This is a genomic window from Acinetobacter sp. TSRC1-2 (assembly GCF_049895885.1).
Classification (GTDB): domain Bacteria; phylum Pseudomonadota; class Gammaproteobacteria; order Pseudomonadales; family Moraxellaceae; genus Acinetobacter.
On sequence record NZ_JAFCTF010000006.1, the window covers coordinates 143,269 to 161,547 of the forward strand.

General features: G+C 36.0%; 19 protein-coding genes, 1 tRNA gene and 3 pseudogenes. 9 read left to right on the forward strand and 14 right to left on the reverse strand.

What is annotated here, in order from left to right; genetic code table 11:
- Positions 1-42: 42 nt before the first annotated feature.
- Positions 43-576 carry a DUF962 domain-containing protein gene (locus tag ACP69Y_RS08530; protein WP_425917873.1) on the forward strand — a complete coding sequence of 178 codons (534 nt, stop codon included), beginning with the start codon at positions 43-45 and terminating at the stop codon, positions 574-576.
- Between the two features lie 74 nt (positions 577-650).
- On the opposite strand, the gene ACP69Y_RS08535 is transcribed toward ACP69Y_RS08530, so the two are convergent.
- The 4 genes and pseudogenes from ACP69Y_RS08535 to ACP69Y_RS08550 form a co-directional block, all read right to left on the reverse strand.
- Complete coding sequence (locus tag ACP69Y_RS08535; RefSeq protein WP_425917875.1) at positions 651-977, reverse strand: hypothetical protein; 327 nt, start codon at positions 975-977, stop codon at positions 651-653.
- 519 nt (positions 978-1,496) lie between these two features.
- On the reverse strand, positions 1,497-2,588 hold the full coding sequence (gene ychF, locus ACP69Y_RS08540; RefSeq protein ID WP_425917876.1) for a redox-regulated ATPase YchF: 1,092 nt from the start codon (positions 2,586-2,588) through the stop codon (positions 1,497-1,499).
- A gap of 112 nt (positions 2,589-2,700) precedes the next feature.
- A pseudogene (locus tag ACP69Y_RS08545) lies at positions 2,701-3,094 on the reverse strand (ABC transporter permease subunit); the annotation flags it as partial.
- Positions 3,074-3,358, reverse strand: a pseudogene (locus ACP69Y_RS08550) (SfnB family sulfur acquisition oxidoreductase); the annotation flags it as partial. The pseudogenes ACP69Y_RS08545 and ACP69Y_RS08550, both read right to left, overlap by 21 nt.
- A gap of 379 nt (positions 3,359-3,737) precedes the next feature.
- On the opposite strand from ACP69Y_RS08550, the gene ACP69Y_RS08555 reads away from it, so the two are divergent.
- Positions 3,738-4,502, forward strand: coding sequence for a glutathione S-transferase family protein (locus ACP69Y_RS08555; RefSeq protein WP_425917878.1), 765 nt, complete (start codon positions 3,738-3,740; stop codon positions 4,500-4,502).
- A gap of 87 nt (positions 4,503-4,589) precedes the next feature.
- On the opposite strand, the gene ACP69Y_RS08560 is transcribed toward ACP69Y_RS08555, so the two are convergent.
- Entirely contained in the window at positions 4,590-4,784 is a 195-nt protein-coding gene (locus ACP69Y_RS08560) for a hypothetical protein (RefSeq protein WP_425917879.1), read from the reverse strand.
- Between the two features lie 1,018 nt (positions 4,785-5,802).
- Between ACP69Y_RS08560 and ACP69Y_RS08565 the strand changes: the two genes are divergently transcribed.
- Positions 5,803-6,273, forward strand: coding sequence for an Lrp/AsnC family transcriptional regulator (locus ACP69Y_RS08565; RefSeq protein WP_131213428.1), 471 nt, complete (start codon positions 5,803-5,805; stop codon positions 6,271-6,273).
- A gap of 95 nt (positions 6,274-6,368) precedes the next feature.
- Here ACP69Y_RS08565 and ACP69Y_RS08570 read toward each other — a convergent pair whose 3' ends face one another.
- Together ACP69Y_RS08570 and ACP69Y_RS08575 are read right to left on the reverse strand one after the other, a co-directional pair.
- On the reverse strand, positions 6,369-7,118 hold the full coding sequence (locus ACP69Y_RS08570; protein WP_425917880.1) for a YebC/PmpR family DNA-binding transcriptional regulator: 750 nt from the start codon (positions 7,116-7,118) through the stop codon (positions 6,369-6,371).
- A 113-nt stretch (positions 7,119-7,231) separates the two neighbouring features.
- The gene (locus ACP69Y_RS08575) at positions 7,232-7,813 is read right to left on the reverse strand and encodes a 1-acyl-sn-glycerol-3-phosphate acyltransferase (RefSeq protein ID WP_425917881.1); all 582 of its coding nucleotides are present in this window, start codon (positions 7,811-7,813) and stop codon (positions 7,232-7,234) included.
- A 1,334-nt stretch (positions 7,814-9,147) separates the two neighbouring features.
- On the opposite strand from ACP69Y_RS08575, the gene ACP69Y_RS08580 reads away from it, so the two are divergent.
- Positions 9,148-9,435 carry a hypothetical protein gene (locus ACP69Y_RS08580; protein WP_425917883.1) on the forward strand — a complete coding sequence of 96 codons (288 nt, stop codon included), beginning with the start codon at positions 9,148-9,150 and terminating at the stop codon, positions 9,433-9,435.
- A gap of 198 nt (positions 9,436-9,633) precedes the next feature.
- Positions 9,634-9,810: a hypothetical protein gene (locus ACP69Y_RS08585; protein WP_425917884.1), complete on the forward strand. Its 177-nt coding sequence runs from the start codon at positions 9,634-9,636 to the stop codon at positions 9,808-9,810.
- Between the two features lie 67 nt (positions 9,811-9,877).
- Here ACP69Y_RS08585 and ACP69Y_RS08590 read toward each other — a convergent pair whose 3' ends face one another.
- The 3 genes from ACP69Y_RS08590 to ACP69Y_RS08600 form a co-directional block, all read right to left on the reverse strand.
- Positions 9,878-10,141, reverse strand: a complete 264-nt coding sequence (locus ACP69Y_RS08590; RefSeq protein WP_425917886.1) for a DNA-binding protein — start codon at positions 10,139-10,141, stop codon at positions 9,878-9,880.
- Positions 10,142-10,269: 128 nt separating this feature from the next.
- Positions 10,270-10,473 carry a hypothetical protein gene (locus ACP69Y_RS08595; protein WP_425917944.1) on the reverse strand — a complete coding sequence of 68 codons (204 nt, stop codon included), beginning with the start codon at positions 10,471-10,473 and terminating at the stop codon, positions 10,270-10,272.
- A 50-nt stretch (positions 10,474-10,523) separates the two neighbouring features.
- Positions 10,524-10,814, reverse strand: a complete 291-nt coding sequence (locus ACP69Y_RS08600; RefSeq protein ID WP_425917887.1) for a hypothetical protein — start codon at positions 10,812-10,814, stop codon at positions 10,524-10,526.
- A 173-nt stretch (positions 10,815-10,987) separates the two neighbouring features.
- Here ACP69Y_RS08600 and ACP69Y_RS08605 point away from each other — a divergent pair, with 173 nt between their 5' ends.
- Positions 10,988-11,563 carry a lysozyme gene (locus ACP69Y_RS08605; RefSeq protein ID WP_425917888.1) on the forward strand — a complete coding sequence of 192 codons (576 nt, stop codon included), beginning with the start codon at positions 10,988-10,990 and terminating at the stop codon, positions 11,561-11,563.
- Between the two features lie 38 nt (positions 11,564-11,601).
- On the opposite strand, the gene ACP69Y_RS08610 is transcribed toward ACP69Y_RS08605, so the two are convergent.
- Positions 11,602-11,814: a hypothetical protein gene (locus tag ACP69Y_RS08610; protein WP_425917889.1), complete on the reverse strand. Its 213-nt coding sequence runs from the start codon at positions 11,812-11,814 to the stop codon at positions 11,602-11,604.
- Positions 11,815-11,848: 34 nt separating this feature from the next.
- The gene (locus ACP69Y_RS08615; RefSeq protein WP_425917891.1) at positions 11,849-13,093 is read right to left on the reverse strand and encodes a tyrosine-type recombinase/integrase; all 1,245 of its coding nucleotides are present in this window, start codon (positions 13,091-13,093) and stop codon (positions 11,849-11,851) included.
- 160 nt (positions 13,094-13,253) lie between these two features.
- Here ACP69Y_RS08615 and ACP69Y_RS08620 point away from each other — a divergent pair.
- Positions 13,254-13,330, forward strand: a tRNA-Ile gene (locus ACP69Y_RS08620).
- A gap of 366 nt (positions 13,331-13,696) precedes the next feature.
- Here the strand turns inward: ACP69Y_RS08620 and ACP69Y_RS08625 are convergent.
- A pseudogene (locus tag ACP69Y_RS08625) lies at positions 13,697-14,406 on the reverse strand (IS5 family transposase).
- A gap of 1,133 nt (positions 14,407-15,539) precedes the next feature.
- Between ACP69Y_RS08625 and ACP69Y_RS08630 the strand changes: the two are divergent.
- Both ACP69Y_RS08630 and ACP69Y_RS08635 read left to right on the forward strand, forming a co-directional pair.
- The gene (locus tag ACP69Y_RS08630; RefSeq protein ID WP_425917893.1) at positions 15,540-15,740 is read left to right on the forward strand and encodes a hypothetical protein; all 201 of its coding nucleotides are present in this window, start codon (positions 15,540-15,542) and stop codon (positions 15,738-15,740) included.
- 987 nt (positions 15,741-16,727) lie between these two features.
- Complete coding sequence (locus tag ACP69Y_RS08635; protein WP_425917894.1) at positions 16,728-16,952, forward strand: hypothetical protein; 225 nt, start codon at positions 16,728-16,730, stop codon at positions 16,950-16,952.
- A gap of 58 nt (positions 16,953-17,010) precedes the next feature.
- Here ACP69Y_RS08635 and bioB read toward each other — a convergent pair whose 3' ends face one another.
- Complete coding sequence (bioB, locus tag ACP69Y_RS08640; protein ID WP_425917896.1) at positions 17,011-18,000, reverse strand: biotin synthase BioB; 990 nt, start codon at positions 17,998-18,000, stop codon at positions 17,011-17,013.
- Positions 18,001-18,279 lie beyond the last annotated feature (279 nt).

Genomic DNA, 18,279 nt, shown 5'->3' on the forward strand with positions numbered 1-18,279 from the left:
TTTTTATATAGTGAAAGGATGAGTGTAGCAAGGAAGAACAACATGACCAAATTAGAACAGCTGTTAAGCCAGTATGCAGCGTATCACCTAGATCACAAAAATATTTTGACGCATTTTGTGGGTATTCCTTTAATTGTCTTTGCGATTCTCTGTTTAACTGCAAGAGCAGGGATGATGCTGTCAGGACTGGAAATCACCTTGGCATTAGTGCTGATTGTAGTCACCAGTATTTACTATTTTAGCCTCGACCGAATTTTTGCTTTGATCATGTTGATCGTTCTGATCGCTGCCTATCCCTTGGCTTTGAAAATTGCCCATCTAGAACTTGCAGTTTGGTTAAGCTTAAGTATTGGTATTTTTGTGGTGGGTTGGGTGTTTCAGTTTGTGGGACATTTTTATGAGAAGAAAAAGCCTGCTTTTACCGATGATATTATTGGTTTAGCGATTGGGCCCTTATTTGTTTTGGCAGAACTGGTGTTCATGCTCGGTTTTCGTAAGGAGTTGGAGCAGCGTATGCTTGATCATGCACGTGTATTACGCGCTGAAATGGATGTCAAGACTGTGAATATCACTTAACATGAATAGCTTAAACATCAAAAAGCCGGTTTATTGAACCGGCTTTTTTATATACCGTTATGAGGCAGGTCGTTTTAATATTTGGGTGCCTGTTTTTCAGGGGTTTTGTTTTCGTGCATATTTTCATGCATAGGGGCTTGAGGTGCAGTAGTTTTAGAGACGGAAGTTGCAGCTTTTTTATCCGTTTTCATCATGTTGTGATCTGAGTTCATCATTTGATGCTCTGCTTTTTTCTCATGATTTGCTTTATGTTTTAGCGCGTGGGCAGTTGAAACACATTTACCACCTTTATGATTTGGACCTGTACCTCCCATCATGGTTGTGCCTTTAGGGTAAGCAAATGCAGTCGCACTAAGCATAGTGAGGATAGCTGCTGTAAAGATTGTGCTGAGTTTTTTCATTTTCTTTATTCTGAAATAAAGGCATTAGTGCCTGTAGATAAATTAGGCAAATTTGATCAGGGATTAAGTTGTAACCTGGTTGCTGAACAGCAAGATTTTAGGATGAAATTGTCGGCATATTTTTAGTTTTAAGCGAACATTAAGCTTATGTTGTATCAAATTAAATCAGAATAAAATAATGAATTGCGCTTATATAAAATAGCCTAAGCTATTAGGCATTAAAAGCATTCATATTGAACACTTCATCTAATGCAAAATTATAAGATCTCTGATCAACTCGCAAAGTTAAATCAATCAAATTGAGAGAATTCAGGCAGAACAGTACTTCTTTTTATCAACCATATTTCGAGGCTTCCTGAACTTTAAACTACCTTCATATTTAGCCGGAAAAAGGGGAGAATGTTTGAATGCTTGGATTAAAGCTGCATGTTGTAGATGCTTAAAGCTTTATATTGAGCCAATTTTAACAATCTAAGAAAATAAAAAAGCCAGCGTAGCGCTGGCTTTTTCGCTGTCAGACTAGACGTTAAAACGGAAGTGTAAAACATCACCGTCTTGAACGATGTAAGTTTTACCTTCTAGACGCCATTTACCGGCTTCTTTCGCGCCAGCTTCGCCGTTGTATTGAATGAAATCCTCATAAGCAACACATTCAGCGCGAATAAAGCCTTTTTCAAAGTCAGTATGAATCACACCAGCCGCTTGAGGTGCAGTTGAGCCAACTTTAACTGTCCAAGCGCGAACTTCTTGTACGCCTGCAGTAAAGTATGTCTGTAAGCCTAGAAGTGAATAACCTGCACGGATTACCACGTTAAGACCTGGTTCTTCCATGCCCATTGCTTCTAAGAATTCAGCACGGTCTTCATCTTCAAGCAAAGAAATTTCTGCTTCAATTTGATTGCAAAGTGGAACCACAATCGCATTTTCTTCAGCCGCTAATTTTTTAACTGCATCTAAATGTGGATTATTTTCAAAGCCGTCTTCAGCCACGTTGGCAATGTACATGGTTGGTTTTAAAGTCATTAAACCAAAACCACGAACCAGTTTACGTTCGTCATCATCAAGGTCAGCTGCACGAGCCGGTTTACCTTCATCCAGCAATGGCTGGATTTTCTCCAAAATTGCTTTAACAGCAATCGCTTCTTTGTCGCCACTTTTTGCAGATTTTGTTAAACGGGTGATGGCTTTGGCAACAGCTTCAAGGTCAGCCAGTGCAAGTTCGGTATTGATGGTCGCGATGTCATCAAGCGGGTCAATTTTACCATTAACGTGAATTACGTTTTCATCTTCAAAACAACGAACCACGTGTGCAATTGCATCGGTTTCACGGATGTTGGCAAGGAACTGGTTACCCAAGCCTTCACCTTTAGATGCCCCTGCAACTAAACCAGCAATATCCACAAATTCCATAGAGGTCGGAATCACGCGTTGCGGTTTTACAATAGCAGTCAACTTGTCTAAACGTGGATCGGGTACAGGAACGATACCGGTGTTTGGTTCAATGGTACAGAACGGGAAGTTTTCTGCAGCAATCGCAGCTTTAGTCAATGCATTGAAAAGTGTAGATTTACCAACGTTCGGCAAGCCGACAATACCGCAATTAAAACCCATGAAATGACTCACAAAGTATACTTTAAAAATTGTGGCTGATTTTACATGAAAGCCACCATAAAGTCAGGTCATGGCTTTCATGTTTATTGAAAACAACTGAAATGTATCTTCTTTAAATTTTACGTTTGTCGAGTTGCTTGGCAAGGGTGTCGCCCGTCGCTTGAATCAACATGACTAAAACAATCAGCACCACAATAACGGCCAACATGATTTGCATATCAAAACGCTGATAGCCATAACGGTAGGCAATATCACCCAAGCCACCTGCGCCCATGGCACCAGCAATGGCAGAGGAGTTAATTATGGTGACTAAGGTCACGGTAAATCCAGCCACAATACCCGGTAAAGCTTCAGGAAGAAGCACATGCCAGTCAATTTGTTTACGATTAGCCCATGGCTTGTGCGGCTTCAATCAGGCCTTGATCGACTTCACGCAAACTGACTTCTGCAATACGTGCAAAGAAAGGTGTCGCGGCAAGGGTGAGTGGAACAACAGCTGCCCATAAACTGCCCGTGCAATAAAACTTTTCACCATTGACCACAAAATCGTGCTCAGTTGAACTAATGGCGGTTTGCTTTTGTACGGCATTTTGGGTTTTAAATTCTGCCAACGCATTACCAAAACAAGTACCTTTTAACACTTCGGCATACAGTTTTTGTTGTTCTGTACCGGTATTACGTAAAATTTTTAAACTATAAAAATGATTTTGTGGGATTGGTCCAATCGAATCATCAACACCACTCATTAACGCAATGACTTGAGCTACGGTAACGACACCTTAAGTAGATATCGAAACGCTATAAGTAATTGCATTCAAAATTAAGCAATTGCTTTTGCAAAGCTTATGAAAAATCGTCTTTAGGGTAAAAATGCTAGTTTTGAATGAATTTGAATAAGTTAAGTGTTTAAAAAATCAGCATGATTTGGCTTGATCCATATTTTTATTTGAACCTTGATTTATGGGTTTATCTGCTTTAAAGATAATCAAGACAAAAGAACGTATAAAAATAAATAATCTGGCAGTGCACTCTGGACTCAGGTTTTTGAATAAAAAGTACATTGTATTTCTAGGGCGGGGTGTCTAAAGTATCCGACTAAGGTCGCTGGTTTTTTATAGCCAGAACTAAAAAAACAACTGCGGAGATTTTATGCGAATTTTATACCAGTTTCCTTTATCTCATTTTTGTGAGAAAGCTCGCTGGTTGCTCGATCATAAAGAATTGGATTATGTTGCGCATAATCTGATCCCAGGTGTGCATCGTGCATTTGCACAATTAAAAACAGGGCAAAATCGTTTACCCATTTTACGTGACCAAGACCGTTGGATTGCTGATTCGACTGAAATTGCACTGTATTTAGATAAAGCCTATCCAGAACATTCTTTGCTACGTGCTGATTTGCAACAGCGTGAGTTAGCTTTAGAAATTAATCATCAAGCCACAGAGTTGGGGATGCATGTGCGTCGCTGGGGCTTGGCGCATACTTTGACTGAAAGTGAGGAATCTCTCGATATTCTGATTGGTGAAAAAGGCTATTTACGCCAGTTTGAAAAATATTCAAAACCGATTATCAAAGCATTGTTGTCTAAAGGTTATCAGCTGAATGCGGATAAAGTGGCGGAGTCTAAACAACGCATGGATGCTTTAGTCGAGCTTCTGAACCAGCGTTTAATTGAAAATCATGGACGTTATTTTGTCGGTGAGCGTTTAGGTTTGGCTGATATTGCAGTCTGTTCAATGCTTGCTCCACTTTTGGAAATTCCCGGTACGCCGTGGGAAAAAGAGCATGGTGAAGATTTGTCTGAAGAATTTAAAAAATATAAAGAGACTTTAACTGAATTGCCGATCGGGCAATATGTACTGCGGATTTATCAAACCGAACGCAATGCCCGTGTGGACTGGCGTGGTGTTTAAAACGTAATTCAGAAAAATATGCGCTCTATAGCGCGTATTTTTTTGCTTATTCATTTCAGTAAAAATGACTTAACCAAATACAATCGGCTAATCGAGTTCTAAACTTGATGTTGAGGTCGGTAAACATGATGCAGCGTAACTCGGGAGCGTGCCGCTACCCAGAATTTTGCGAATCGAGTCTATGACACCCGGTGCAATATTGCCTAAATCGATGTTGCCTAAACTCTGGTTGCCTTGTAATAAATCAGAAAGGTTGGGGAAGGTTGCTGGAGTATCGCCCACTCATTGACCCATACCTTCGACGATGCTGCCAAAATCAAAACTGTTTAAAGCAGATGAAATATTTTCGATAATACCGCCAAGATTTAGATTGTTGTCATTCGAGATTTAAATTGTTGTCATTATTGGGATTACTTAATAATCCACGCTAGTCTATACCATTGAATTCGCGTTCACTCAGACTACCAAGTAAGTTCGTGAGGGAAGAAATGTCGATGTTGTCACCGATCAAGCCGCTTACCAGTCGAGAAATGGCCCAAATATCAAGTTTGCTATTATTGCTACTTAGCAGCCTATCCAATAAATTGGTCATTTGAGTAATATTAAAACTACTTCTATTCGATTGAGTCAAACTGCTGATCAGGCTTTGAATATTTAAACTTGAGATATTTTAACCACAAAACTGAATCAATAAAGTGCCGAGATTTGTTGTACACAGATTGCTTCCAGAAAAGAGGTTTTTTAATAATGAACTAACTCACGGTGGAGTGTAGGATCCAATCAGATCCGTAATAATATTGGTGAGGGTGCCCGACGTATTTCCACTGAATGAGCCGCCTAATAGACTTTTAGTTTGCGTTTCGGCAGTTAGACAGGACTCGCTATGGGTTTTATCAAGTTTAGAAGTCGTGACCATTCCTTGTGTAATATATGTTTTTTAAAATGTGCTATTTTTATTTTTGGTAGAGCGCTTCTCTTTTAATCTATTTTATACAGCTGTAAAAGATAGGCGGTGATCGTATTTTGCATACTTGAATTGATTAGTTTTATCTTAAAGTTAGTTCTAAATTTAAATGTTTTAAAAATAAAGATTTAATAAAAACTATTATTGTTCATTTTTTATAGTTAAATGACCAATAGCCATCGAACTCAGCATGAATCAATATTTTCTTTATGAATGGACTTGGCGTTTGGAAAATATTTTCAGAATATTAAAGCTTTATAAAAATAAATAATGATTGTATAACAGAGATGGCGCAATATTTTGCACATCTAGTGATTATTGATGAAGAGTATAAAAATGGAACTGGATCGTTTCGATAAACAAATTCTGGAAATTTTGAATCAGGAAGATGCGAATTTAAATGAACTTTCAGAACGGATTAATCTTTCTGTAAGCTCTGTGCATCGAAGGATTAAGCATTTGATTGAAGCCAATATCATGACGCATTTAAAGCGTGATATTAACTATGCCAAGTTAGGTTTTAGCCTGCATGTTTTATTACAGGTATCTTTAAATAAACATGATACTGATACCTTTGCTAAGTTTTTAGAAGAACTGGAAAATATTCCAGAAGTGATTAATGCCTTTTTAGTCACAGGTCAATCTGCCGATTTTATTGTGGAAGTGGTCGCAAAAGATATGGAAAATTACAGTGAAATTCTTTTAAAACGTATTGGTAAAATTGAGCATGTTGTAGCACTGCATTCGAGCTTTGTGATTAAAGAATATAATGTGTTGAACTGTAGTGGCTTACTCAACCGGGTATGAGGCGAAAGTTTATTTTTATATCAGGACAGTGGTTATTTGTTTTTTAAAGCTTATAAAAAACGCACCCTGCGGTGCGTTTTAGATTCGAAAAAATATTAGCCTTCAAGCTGCTCTAATACTTCATCTGAAAATTCTACGTTAGTATAAACGTTTTGAACATCATCAAGATCTTCAAACATATCAATCATTTTCAAAATCATTTTGGCTTGATCGACGTCTGTAATTTCAGCTTTAGTTGATGGACTCATCACAACTTCAGCATTGTCGGATTTCAAACCTGCAGCAGATAAAGCATCCTGTACATCACCAAAGCTTTCAGGGGTTGTGATGACTAAGATTTGATCTTCATCAACTTCAATATCTTCAGCACCGGCTTCTAAAGCCACGTCCATGATTTTATCTTCTAAAGAAACATCTTCAAAAGTAATTTCACCACGTTTGGTAAACAGATAAGCCACTGAACCTGCTGTACCTAAGTTACCATTGGTTTTAGAGAAGCAATGACGAACGTCAGGTACAGTACGGTTTAAATTGTCTGTCATTGTTTCGACTAGAACAGCTACGCCACCCACACCATAACCTTCGTAAGTGACTTCTTTTAAGTCGTCGTTATCTTCGCCACCCGCACCACGTTGAACAGCACGGTTGATCACATCACGTGTCATATTTACAGACAGTGCCTTTTCGACAACAGCACGTAGACGAGGGTTACTTGCAACATCTGGACCGCCGAGTTTTGCAGCTGTGGTTAATTCACGAATGTATTTGGTAAAAACTTTACCACGGCTAGCATCTTGTTTTGCTTTACGATGCTTGATATTGGCCCACTTGGAATGACCCGCCATGCGAAATATGCTCCTTGTAGATTGGCTTTATGCCTAATCGAATGTGTCAAATTCTACCATAAGCCCTTTTTTCTTAGAAAGGGCCAGGTTTTGAGTTTTTAAACAAATCCCACTTAGATTTTATCTTCAGTAATGGTTTTAGGTTCTGGAATAACAATATCTAAACCTACCTTATCTTTATAAAGTTGTTTAAGCAAAGCTAAGTCATGGTTGATTTCAGTCGGGTATATTTTTCCTAAAATGCCGCCTTGTTTGGTATTCGAATTGGCATACATTAAAACGATAGGAACACCAGCTGCTTTGGCAATATGCCAAAAACCTGTACGAATCGGTCTTTTTGTTTCACCAGTTTTGGCACGCGTGGCTTCAGGTGCAATCACCAGATTGAATTTTTCATTTTGTTGAAAATGCTCAACCATAACAGACACGATATCCTTATTGGATTTACGATCGACTGCAATACCGCCAATGGTTTCTAATAACGGTTTCATCGGGCCCTTAAATAGTTCTTTTTTAATCAAGGTATGAATTTTCATATCATAAATCTGAAAGAGGGCAAGGGAAAGAACTGCATCCATCATCGAAGTATGTTCAAAGCCTACAATGACTTGTTTATTCTCAAGCACATCGGGTTCAACATGATAGGTCCATCCCGCAAGTTTAAATGCAGATTCACCAAGAAATTTTTTTAACATAGGAGGAAATTAGATAATTCGAAAGTGAGCTAATTTCTGCTTGTTCGTATTTATAGTCAAGAGTGTATGTGTTTAAAATGAACAAATAAATGCAGGAGGGATAGAGTTTTGAAAAATGGCTGTATTAATTGTTTTTATATATAAATAGGTTTAAATAAATATTTTAAATGTATTACTTAATAGGAATTAAGACTTAATAATGGCTTAAAATGGCTATTCAGATCAAAAAATACCTATTAGACTTTTGTCGAAGATAAAAGCTTTTGAACAAATTGTTCAACTTTGCTTCTGTTTAATGAGGATTGAAAAGAATGATGTATTTTTCGACTTTTTTATTGGCGTTTGGGTTGTTTACGCTGGTTATTGTGTGGTCTTTGATCGAAATTCTTTTAGAATCCCGTAAAGAACGCAGTTTTGGTTCTTAAACAGGTTGCTAATCTAACTTTTAGAAAAATTAATTCCTCTTTTTAATTTTTGAATAAATACTGAAAATAAGGGCTAAGTAATTAAATTAAGACCTTATAAGTATAATAGATTGTCATTCTCTTATCGTTTAATGTTGAGTCTTAAAATTGCTTAGCAGAATAAGATGTCGTTTTAGTATCAGGATTTATTTTTTAAAATAAAAAGTATTGCCCTTTAATGTTAGCGATGAATTGCGACTTTTTAGAAATATAAGTTATAAAATAAATGATTAAAAGAATTGTTGTGTTACTGTGCAATTGAAAGCAAAAATGCTTGTTCTTTGAAAAAATCTTCGTTAGTATTTCCTCGCTTGAACTTTTTGATATATAACAATTTTAGCTCATAGGGCCTACAGCTCAGCTGGTTAGAGCAGCGGACTCAAAATTCTAATTCCTCCTATAAAATTCGCAATCCTCTACAATATTTCGCAGTATCTCACTTCTATTAAATCCATCAAAATCCAATAAATACAATATATTGAAATATCTAACACTTTCTGGCGATCTCATGAAATAATTCTAGCGTCTACTATCGGTCTACTTATTACGCTCATTTATAGACCTCAAGTAGACTGTTAAAAGTTGGATATTGACTGTTTTAAATAGAGGGTAGTTGAGAACTCGATCTTTTGTGTTTTTATAGTTCTAAATCAGGTTATGTGGGTTCTCGATGAGCGTGATAGGGGAGCCTTTCACGAGTATTTGGTAATAAGTGTAAATGGGCTTAATAGAGCTTTGATACAGATCAAGGGTATATATTTATCAGACTTACATTGACTAAAATTGACACAATGTAGAGATAGTAAAATAAAACCTAAAGAGTAAATTAGACATTCAATGATATTTCACAACTAAAGGATGGAAATTAAAATGACTAATCAACAACAAGGTGGTCAAGGTCAACAAAGCGGTCAAGGCCAACAAGGTGGTCAAGGTCAACAAAGCGGTCAAGGTCAACAAAGCGGTCAAGGCCAACAAGGTGGTCAAGGTCAACAAGGTGGTCAAGGTCAACAAGGTGGTCAAGGTCAACAAGGTGGTCAAGGCCAACAAAGTGGTCAAGGCCAACAAGGTGGTCAAAGCCAACAAGGTGGTCAAGGGCAACAAAGTGGTCAAGACCAACAGAACCAGCAACAACAAGATGATAAACAAAATCAGTAGCCACAAAATAAATAAATTTTACTAAGTTAGTAATAAAAACCTAACTTAATAATGAAATATAAATGTCCAAAAGAAACTGAAATAAAATGTTGATTCCTTAATAACCCTGACTTCAAAAATCGGGGTTTTTACATTTTTTTGATGAAAAATATCTCATTATTTCTATTTATTTTCATGAATCCGTAAATGGAGGACAATATGAGCATTGACCCAAAAGATAGAAAAATTTTTATTGCTGTAGTGGCAGTAATGGTGGTGATTGCAATAATTATATATACCATCTATCAAACAGACTCAAATAGAATGGGAGGAATGAATAAAATACAAGGTTATTCACTCCATATTCCTGTTCACCCAATCAATTCAAATGTATAAATTAATATTAAAGTAAAATGGCCAATGAAATTAAAAGATAAGAAAGCCCTCGTAGGAGGGCATTTTATTAGGCGGTATGTTGAAGCCGGTTATTGTCTATAAAACCTAAAACATCTTCTTTCTTATACAGAACAGTTTTAGCTGTTGGTTTAGTAAAGGGAATTCTACCACCTTCGCATCTTTTCTTTTGAAGCCATGCCAGGGATAAGTGATAAACCAATGCAATTGTCTCTGGAGTAAATTTAGGTTCCATCGGTGCATTGCGAAAATCTTTAATTAAGGCTTTCTTTTGACACTCAGACCTTTTATCAATTTTAGTTAAACGGCCCATCAAGAAATCTCCTTCAAGCTTTCAACTGCATCTTTAGGTAAATCATTTTCAATGGCAATCATGGCTACCCTCTTGAATCTTTAAGTATTCAAATTTTGCTGCAGCCCAATTCTTTGCATCGTATGGGCTCATATCTTGTTCTTTGCACCAGTTCGTGCACTAGATAAACTGAGCATGATCAAATTCCACCATCCTCTCCAATTCGCTGCTTTAAATTTTGCATTGGTCACCAGCTCTTCAATTTCACCAACGCCAACATTGCTAAATATATGTGTCATCTTGGCCCCGAATACTGTAAGTGTTCGGGTGATCGTGGAGTATTTAAAGTTCATTAAGGCTCCCCAATAGCTGCATTGAATGGATCTAACTCAAGACGACGTTTTTATACAAGTTCCATTAATCGCGGTTGAATATCTTCATCACATGCCGACACATCAATTTCCAAACCATCCAATTCAGTTAGGTCTTCAGCTTTTTGAATACGCACTGCAAGTGAGGACTGGGTCTTAGGAGGATTGAGTTCCACCAGGCATTTATTAATAGCTGCAATTAGGGGTTTACGTTGTTCTATAATCCATGACTTCTTAAACTTGATTTGATCATTTGCCTCTGCAGGTGAAATTGATTTAGTTACTCGCTCAATTAAGTCATTAAGTAATTCTTGATGAACCACATCCTCATCCACCTGAATTGTTTTTTCTATAGCTATATCGCCAGTCCATCTGAAACTCTTTTTTACACCACAGTAAGTATTTTAATTGCACTATTTACCCGACAGCTTTATAGCTAGGGGAAAGGTGGGGCGCGTCCTAAATTTTTCACTACAGATAAAGAGGGTGACACCCAATGAAACAGATTTTTGATTTCTTGCGAAAGATTAGTAGTGGAAAGCTCACTCAAAAACAGGTTGAAGCTGCAGACAAGTTAATTGCAACCGCATACGATGATGTGGCCGGAATGCTTGGCATCGCTATAGATGTGATGAGTACAAGTCAAAACGGAATCAATCTACTTTCAAGTTTTGAAGGGTGTGAGCTTGCAGCCTATTTATGTCCAGCGAAAGTATGGACTATTGGCTTTGGCACTACAGTCTACCCAAATGACCTGAAGGTTAAAAAAGGTGATTCTTGCACACTGGAACAAGCTAAAAAATTTAAAGCGCATGATCTAAAACGTTTTGAAAAAACAGTTAATGATTTGGTTAAAGTACCACTTACACAAAACCAGTTTGATGCGCTTGTATCACTCACATACAACATTGGCACAGGTGCTTTTGAAAAATCTACACTGCTTAAAAAATTGAATGCTGGTGATTGTCAAGGTGCTGCAAATCAATTCACTGTATGGAATAAAGGCAGCGATAAAGTATTGCAAGGCTTGGTAAATCGTAGAGCTAAAGAGCGTGAGTTGTTTTTGAAGTAGTAATTTAAAAGCCCTCAAGTGAGGGCTCCACACCCTACTCAATAATAAAAATAAGGATCTTGACTATTTCTAGTCACCTTATCGCAATCCTTACACTTAATACTTTCAATCGAGTAGCGCCCATTACTTTGTTCACCTTCTGCAGCAATAATAGAAAAGTGTTGGGTGTTATTAAAACTATAATCATCTTGCACTCCACAGATGGAACACTTGATAATTTTTCTATCGCAGTAGATGTGTTGTTCGCTCATTATTTATTTCCTTATCATTAAGTTTGTATTTTCACTACTTCTCATCATCTAATATTGTTTTATATTCACCTAAAACAATATATTCAATAGCATTCATTGCCTCTCTTAATTTCCTTTCACTGACCTGCACATAACCTGCAGGCATATCGCGATCATCTTCTTCTTTGTGATTTAGCAGACGCTTGATTGTGTATCGCCCGTAATCCAGATTTTCAGCAATAGATCCAAACGTCCTGCGCAAATCATGGAAGCTAAATTCGATCCCGCATGATTGATTAATTTTTTGGCGCACTTTGGAAATATTAACAATGTGGCCTGAAGCAGATTTAGCAGAAGGAAATACCCATTCTGTAGTTGCTTGAGCATGACGTTTTTTCATTAACTCAAAAAGAAAGTCGCCCATTGGTAATGTATGAGGCTCACCATTCTTTGGATTTATTGAGGTAATGCGGCCATATTTTAAATCGATACTCGACCAGAGGAGGGATTCACAGTCTTCACGTCTAAATCCAGTCAAAACTAAAGTAAGTAAAAAATCCCGATTAGTTTCTAATTGTTGGCCACGATCTTTATACTGAAAAACAGCTTTAATCCAATCTGGCATTTGATCTTCATTAAGATAAGTTTTGCGTCGTCTGATTTTATTCCATGCATTTTTAGCATTTAAGGTTTTAATTGGATTATCAGCATCCAGAATAGGTTTATCCTTTTCATCTAAATAATGCTCAACTGAATAATTATAGATAGCACGAAAAACACGCATGGCCATATTAGCTTGAGCTTTGCTTCTTTGGGATAGTTCTGAATGCTTGGCTTGAATCATGGTTTGTGAAATATCATCCAGCTTTAAATGATTCCAATTCTTTAGATAGTCATCAACCACGATGCTATAATCCTTAATACTTCTTGGTTTTAAGCTTTTATGGAATAGATAATTATCAAAAGCCGTTTTTAATGTTGGCTTACTTCTAGATAAATCAGTTTTAGCCTTTTCATTAGCAATAGCTTTTTTCTTTACTTCATTTGGATTGATACCCTGAGACATTTGAGCAAGTTTGTCTCGAGCAATGTCACGTGCCTGAATTAGCGTCAGGTTTCCGTGTAAACCAATTGTAGACCGAACGGTTTTGCTTAGAACCTTCTTTTCAACAATATAGGTCTTACAGGTGGAATTCACCCGAATAGCAAAACCAATAAGCTCACTATCCCGAAAAATGGCAGGAGTCATTTCGAGTTGATCAATAAATGTCTCTGTGAGCTTTACTCTTGATGATGACATCGCTAGAATCGCTATCAATTGCAATACTTTGCAATATAGCACAATAATTTCTAGCGTCTACTATAGGTCTACAAGTAAAAAACACTTGCCCAATAACGAAATGTTAGATAGTATTACTGCACAGCCAAGCTACTGAATATAATAGCTTTGCAATCTTATAGGGCCTATAGCTCAGTTGGTTAGAGCAGCGGACTCATAATCCGTTGGTCGACAGTTCAAGTCTGTCTGGGCCCACCAAATAAAACAACCATTTAGGTGTACTAATCCTAAGTGGTTTTTTAATATCTAAATCCATGTAAGCACTATGTGAAATGCTACCTGGTAATCACTGCAAAGAAATAGAAGATCATCTAGTAAAAGAGAACAAAATAGGTTAATCAAATCAGTCTGCCTATCTATTGTGGTAAGCAGACTTTTTTATCAGGAAAAAAGTAAGATAAGATCAGGACTGGAATAACTATGCGTAATCCTGCTGAGCTTGCCAAATTAGATAGTAATTAAGTATTGGTTGCTAATTAATCACTAAATGGTTTAAATATAAACAATTTTTAAGAGAAATAACTTAAGCTAGGGTCTGTTGACATTTACTGTTCATAATTAAACCTATAAAGGTAGCCATAAAAATATACAAGCTAAAGCAACATAACTTTGATAATTTCTTTTGAGCTTGTCATATCGAGTAGCTATTCCTCTAAATTGCTTTAATCTACAAAACATATTTTCAACTAAATGCCTGATTTTATATAAATACCAATCCATATGATCATTGTTCGATTGGCTATTTGTTTTCTTTGATATATTCGCTTTTGTTCCTGTTTTTCTGATCTGTTCACGCAGTGGTTCTGAATCATAACCTTTATCTGCGCATACCACTTTTGTCTCTTTTAAATCTAATGTTGATATTAAATCAGGTGCAACTTTAACATCATGGGTGGTTCCATTGGTAATCATGAAATCAATAGGATTGCCATGTGCATCAACAATCAAATGTATTTTTGAGGAGTTTCCTCCTACACTTTTAGAAATAGATTGATTCGCTATGCCGGCAGAATGTTGATGAGCACGTACATGAGAGCCATCAATAAAAATCCACTCCATATCGGGGCATGATGCTAGTAATTTGAACAATCTAAGTAACTTACCGCTGCTTGACCGAAATAGGAAGGAATATCTCGCCATGGACAGCCTGTTCTAATTCTATAGAGAATAGCTTCAATAAAATTACGTAAATTTGAGTTGTGGTGAATGGATAAATTACGCAGAATAACTTTCAACTTTTGCCAGTGTTGATCTGTCAGCATGGTACGAGGCATAGCGAATAGTAAAATTAGGTTTGACGATTTGATTTTACTACTTCGCTATTTTTTAAGCTAAAAGTGTCAACACACCCTATACATCTTCAAACATAAAACTTGTATTTTCTATACTTTTTTTTGATTTTTTGATGGTATCTTATTGTTATTCCAAGAATTTAAAAACAAGAATAAGAAACCTGTGAATTGAAAAGCCTACTTAATTAGAGAGAATTAAGTAGGCTTTTTATTAATTCTTTTAAAAGTTATTTCTTCTTAAGAAATATAACTTTCATTACGAAAAATTAGTAAAAGCTAAATTAGCTAAATAAAATTTAATAGGTTTTAACTCGCTATTTTTCAAAAATATAAATGTACTTTTTGGTATATTTCGTTATTGAAACGCACTAATAAAAAAGTAAATTGATAAGTCTACTTAACCATAATATTAATGATATGCAAAATAGAAGATTAGCAATTTTGCTCGGCATATTAATGATGGGATCTTTATGCCTCATGATATCAGTATATGTTCAGGCACAAAGACAGAAGAGAGAAGAGATTCAACGAGTTGTAAAAGAGGCAGAAGAGGCGCTTAAGAACCAGACTTTTGGATATTAGTTCGAATTGAAATCGTAAGTTATTTTATTAATTATTAAATTGAATTTTAAAGTAATTTTTTGCCAATGATTAAAAATCAAGTTTATATATAATATGTATTTAGAATCTATCGCTGTAGTTTCTGATTTTAAGTTTTAACCTCCTTATCAGGAGGTATTTTTTTGCCTGAAATAAAGGAGAAGTAAATGCTCCAATTCTTCCGAAAACTATTTTGCTTTCATGCTTATGAGTTCGATTACCATCATGAGCATGGATATACACAAGAATGCCGTAAATGTGGTAAACATGATTAATTGATTGGCTGACCAAACGGACGTTTTACGATACATAGGACCTTGCTAAGTATATATTATTAGAAGGGTTTTTATTTTATTACGTGTGATACTTATAACATGATGGGTACAAATTAAACCTTACGCAGACACTCCTAGTATTTAAGAGTCAGTTACACAAACGATGATTGTTGACTCTTGAATAATTCTATCGAATGTTTGAGCATAATATTTTCTTGTTTAAATAAGTGATTGATCGCCATGATAGATGAAGAAAAGCCTTTAGATTTCGAAGATGATAGTGAGCCTCAAGATTTCGAAGATGAAGAATTTATTGACGATAAGAAAGAGGATGAGATGTACAACACTATTACTAAAGATGGTTCAAGTGTTGATCCAGCGGATGATGGAGTGCGTCATATTCGTCCAGAGGACGGAGATCCCATAGAAATCGAAGAGTAGAGAATAAGCCCAATTTAATATTGGGCTTTTATTGCTTATCAAAAGAGAATTAAAGCATTTTTTTCTTAAAAATAATCAAAATGGAGAAACAAATGTTCCGTAAACCTCGCCCAAATATGAATCAATTTAGTGTAACTTTTCTTATTGAGGGTTTACTCATGCCAGATCGTGTACAAAATAAAAAAATTGCAGTTCTGTTGTGAGAGATTGGCAAAATATCAAAGTTTAATCCGTTCCAAGCTTGAGTGTCATCAAATGATGACCAGGGATGAAATCATGAATGGGCTAAAGAACATTTTAATAATTTACTGTTCCAATATTTATTTAAAAAAATCAGAAATTTTTTCTATTTAATGTCTATAAATTAGCCTTACAGTTAAATTTAGCTTTAGCCTCATTATATTGAATGATTTTTTCAGTTCGTCATAATCAATTGATACAAGTTATTTTTTTGTTTTTTTGTTTTAAATTATTAATTATATAAGATATTTTAATTTTATTTTTCACGCATTGACTGACAAGATTTATTACAACTGACTCACTATTGCTATAATTTTAATGGATTTTTTTGATTCTTCTACAGTGACGAGAGCAGCTTTATTTTTGTAATTTGCTCTAAAAATTGTTGCTAAGTTATTTGAATTATCTCAAAAATATGGTAATAAATAGGTGTGATGATTTTTTAATCACAGTGTTGTTTCAGGATGAAATGTATTTAAAAAAACTGAATTTTAAAAACAAGCAAAAGGGAGTTTAGAAAATGCTTCAATTACTTATGAAATTATTTTGTTTACATGTGTATGAGTATGAGCACATGGAAGAAATTGGGGAACATCATAAGGAATGCAGAAAGTGTGGTGTTAATAAGCCACTTTAATTGAATTCTATTTATAACAGGAAGTGAGCTTTAGCTCACTTCTTTGTTTTCAGCGCAAAATTAGTAATAATTGATAAGTAAAACTTTTTACTTAGGCAAGGCTAAGGCCAATGAACAAAGATTTTAAAGTGCAAACTTATATTGTAGATGGGCGTCTAGAAGATACTTTAACGTGGTTATGTCATCATCAAGACAGTTTTGATTCATTCACCTATGATGCGATTTCTAAAGAATTGGTGGTGCATCATGCAAATGGTACGGATATCATTCGAGTAGGGGATTATTTAAACAGCAGTTATGGAATTTTAATCACAGCCCATAACTTTGCAGAATAATTTTTCTCAATAAAAAAGCCCCAAGCGGGCTTTTTTATGAACATTTCAAATCAAGAGCTTAACTTGCCATGGCATCTACAGATAACTCTTTAACTGTCGGTTTTGCTTTTTCAGCAACCAAGCCTAACTTATCAAATAATTGTCTATCTTTACCTTCGCCAGCATTTGGAGTAGTCAAAAGCTTTTCACCAGAGAAAAGAGAATTGGCACCCGCCATGAAAGCTAAGGCCTGATCCGCATCTGATAGAGACTCACGCCCGGCAGAAAGACGAATATAGCTCTTAGGCATAATAATTCGTGCAACCGCGATAGTACGAATCCATTCAGTGACGTCGAGTTTCTCTACATCTGCAAGTGGCGTACCTTCAATAGGAACTAACATATTGATAGGTACAGATTCAGGATGAATTGGTAACGTTGCGAGTTCGTACAAAAGACCAATCCGATCTTTGCTGTTTTCACCTAAGCCTACAATCCCACCACTACAGACTTTCATACCTGCTTGACGGACATGATCCAAAGTATTTAAACGATCATCATAAGAGCGTGTGGTAATCACATTAGGATAATATTCGCGAGAGGTGTCGAGGTTATGGTTATAATAGTCTAAACCCGCCTCACTCAGGCGTTCTGCTTGAGATTGATTGAGCATGCCTAAAGTCATGCAGGTTTCCAAGCCCAGTGCTTTCACTTCACTAACCATTTCCAATACATAAGGCATGTCGCGTTCATGCGGATTACGCCATGCAGCACCCATGCAGAAACGTGAAGAACCTGACGCAAGCGCTTCTTTGGCTTCTTGAATCACTTTATCGACAGCAATACGTTTTTCAGCTTCAAGTTTTGAGTCATAACGCGCTGACTGAGAGCAATATTTACAATCTTCAGGACATTTACCTGTTTTAATTGAAAGTAAGGTGCTAACTTGAATGGTATTCGGATCAAAGTTTTCACGATGAATGCGTTGTGCTTCAAAAACTAAATCCAAAAAAGGCTGGCTATACAAAGCCTGAATTTCTTCACGTGTCCAGTCATTACGTACATTCATTGGCGAAAATCCATAATCATCATTATTTATTATTTATCATACCTAATTTAAACTAAATCTAAAGGCATAAAAAGCCAAATTTTATAGTATCTATCGATGGTTTTTAGTCAATATTACGAGTTATAAGATTGTATATTTATTTACAAAGTAGGCTTAATTCCTCTTGATATGGTTGCAAAGTTTTTAATGAGATTTTTTAGTTTGTTTTGAAATGGATACTATTTTTTTTACAGAGATAAAACTTTGCTTATATCTGGAAAATAAGAAAGCTGAAAAATG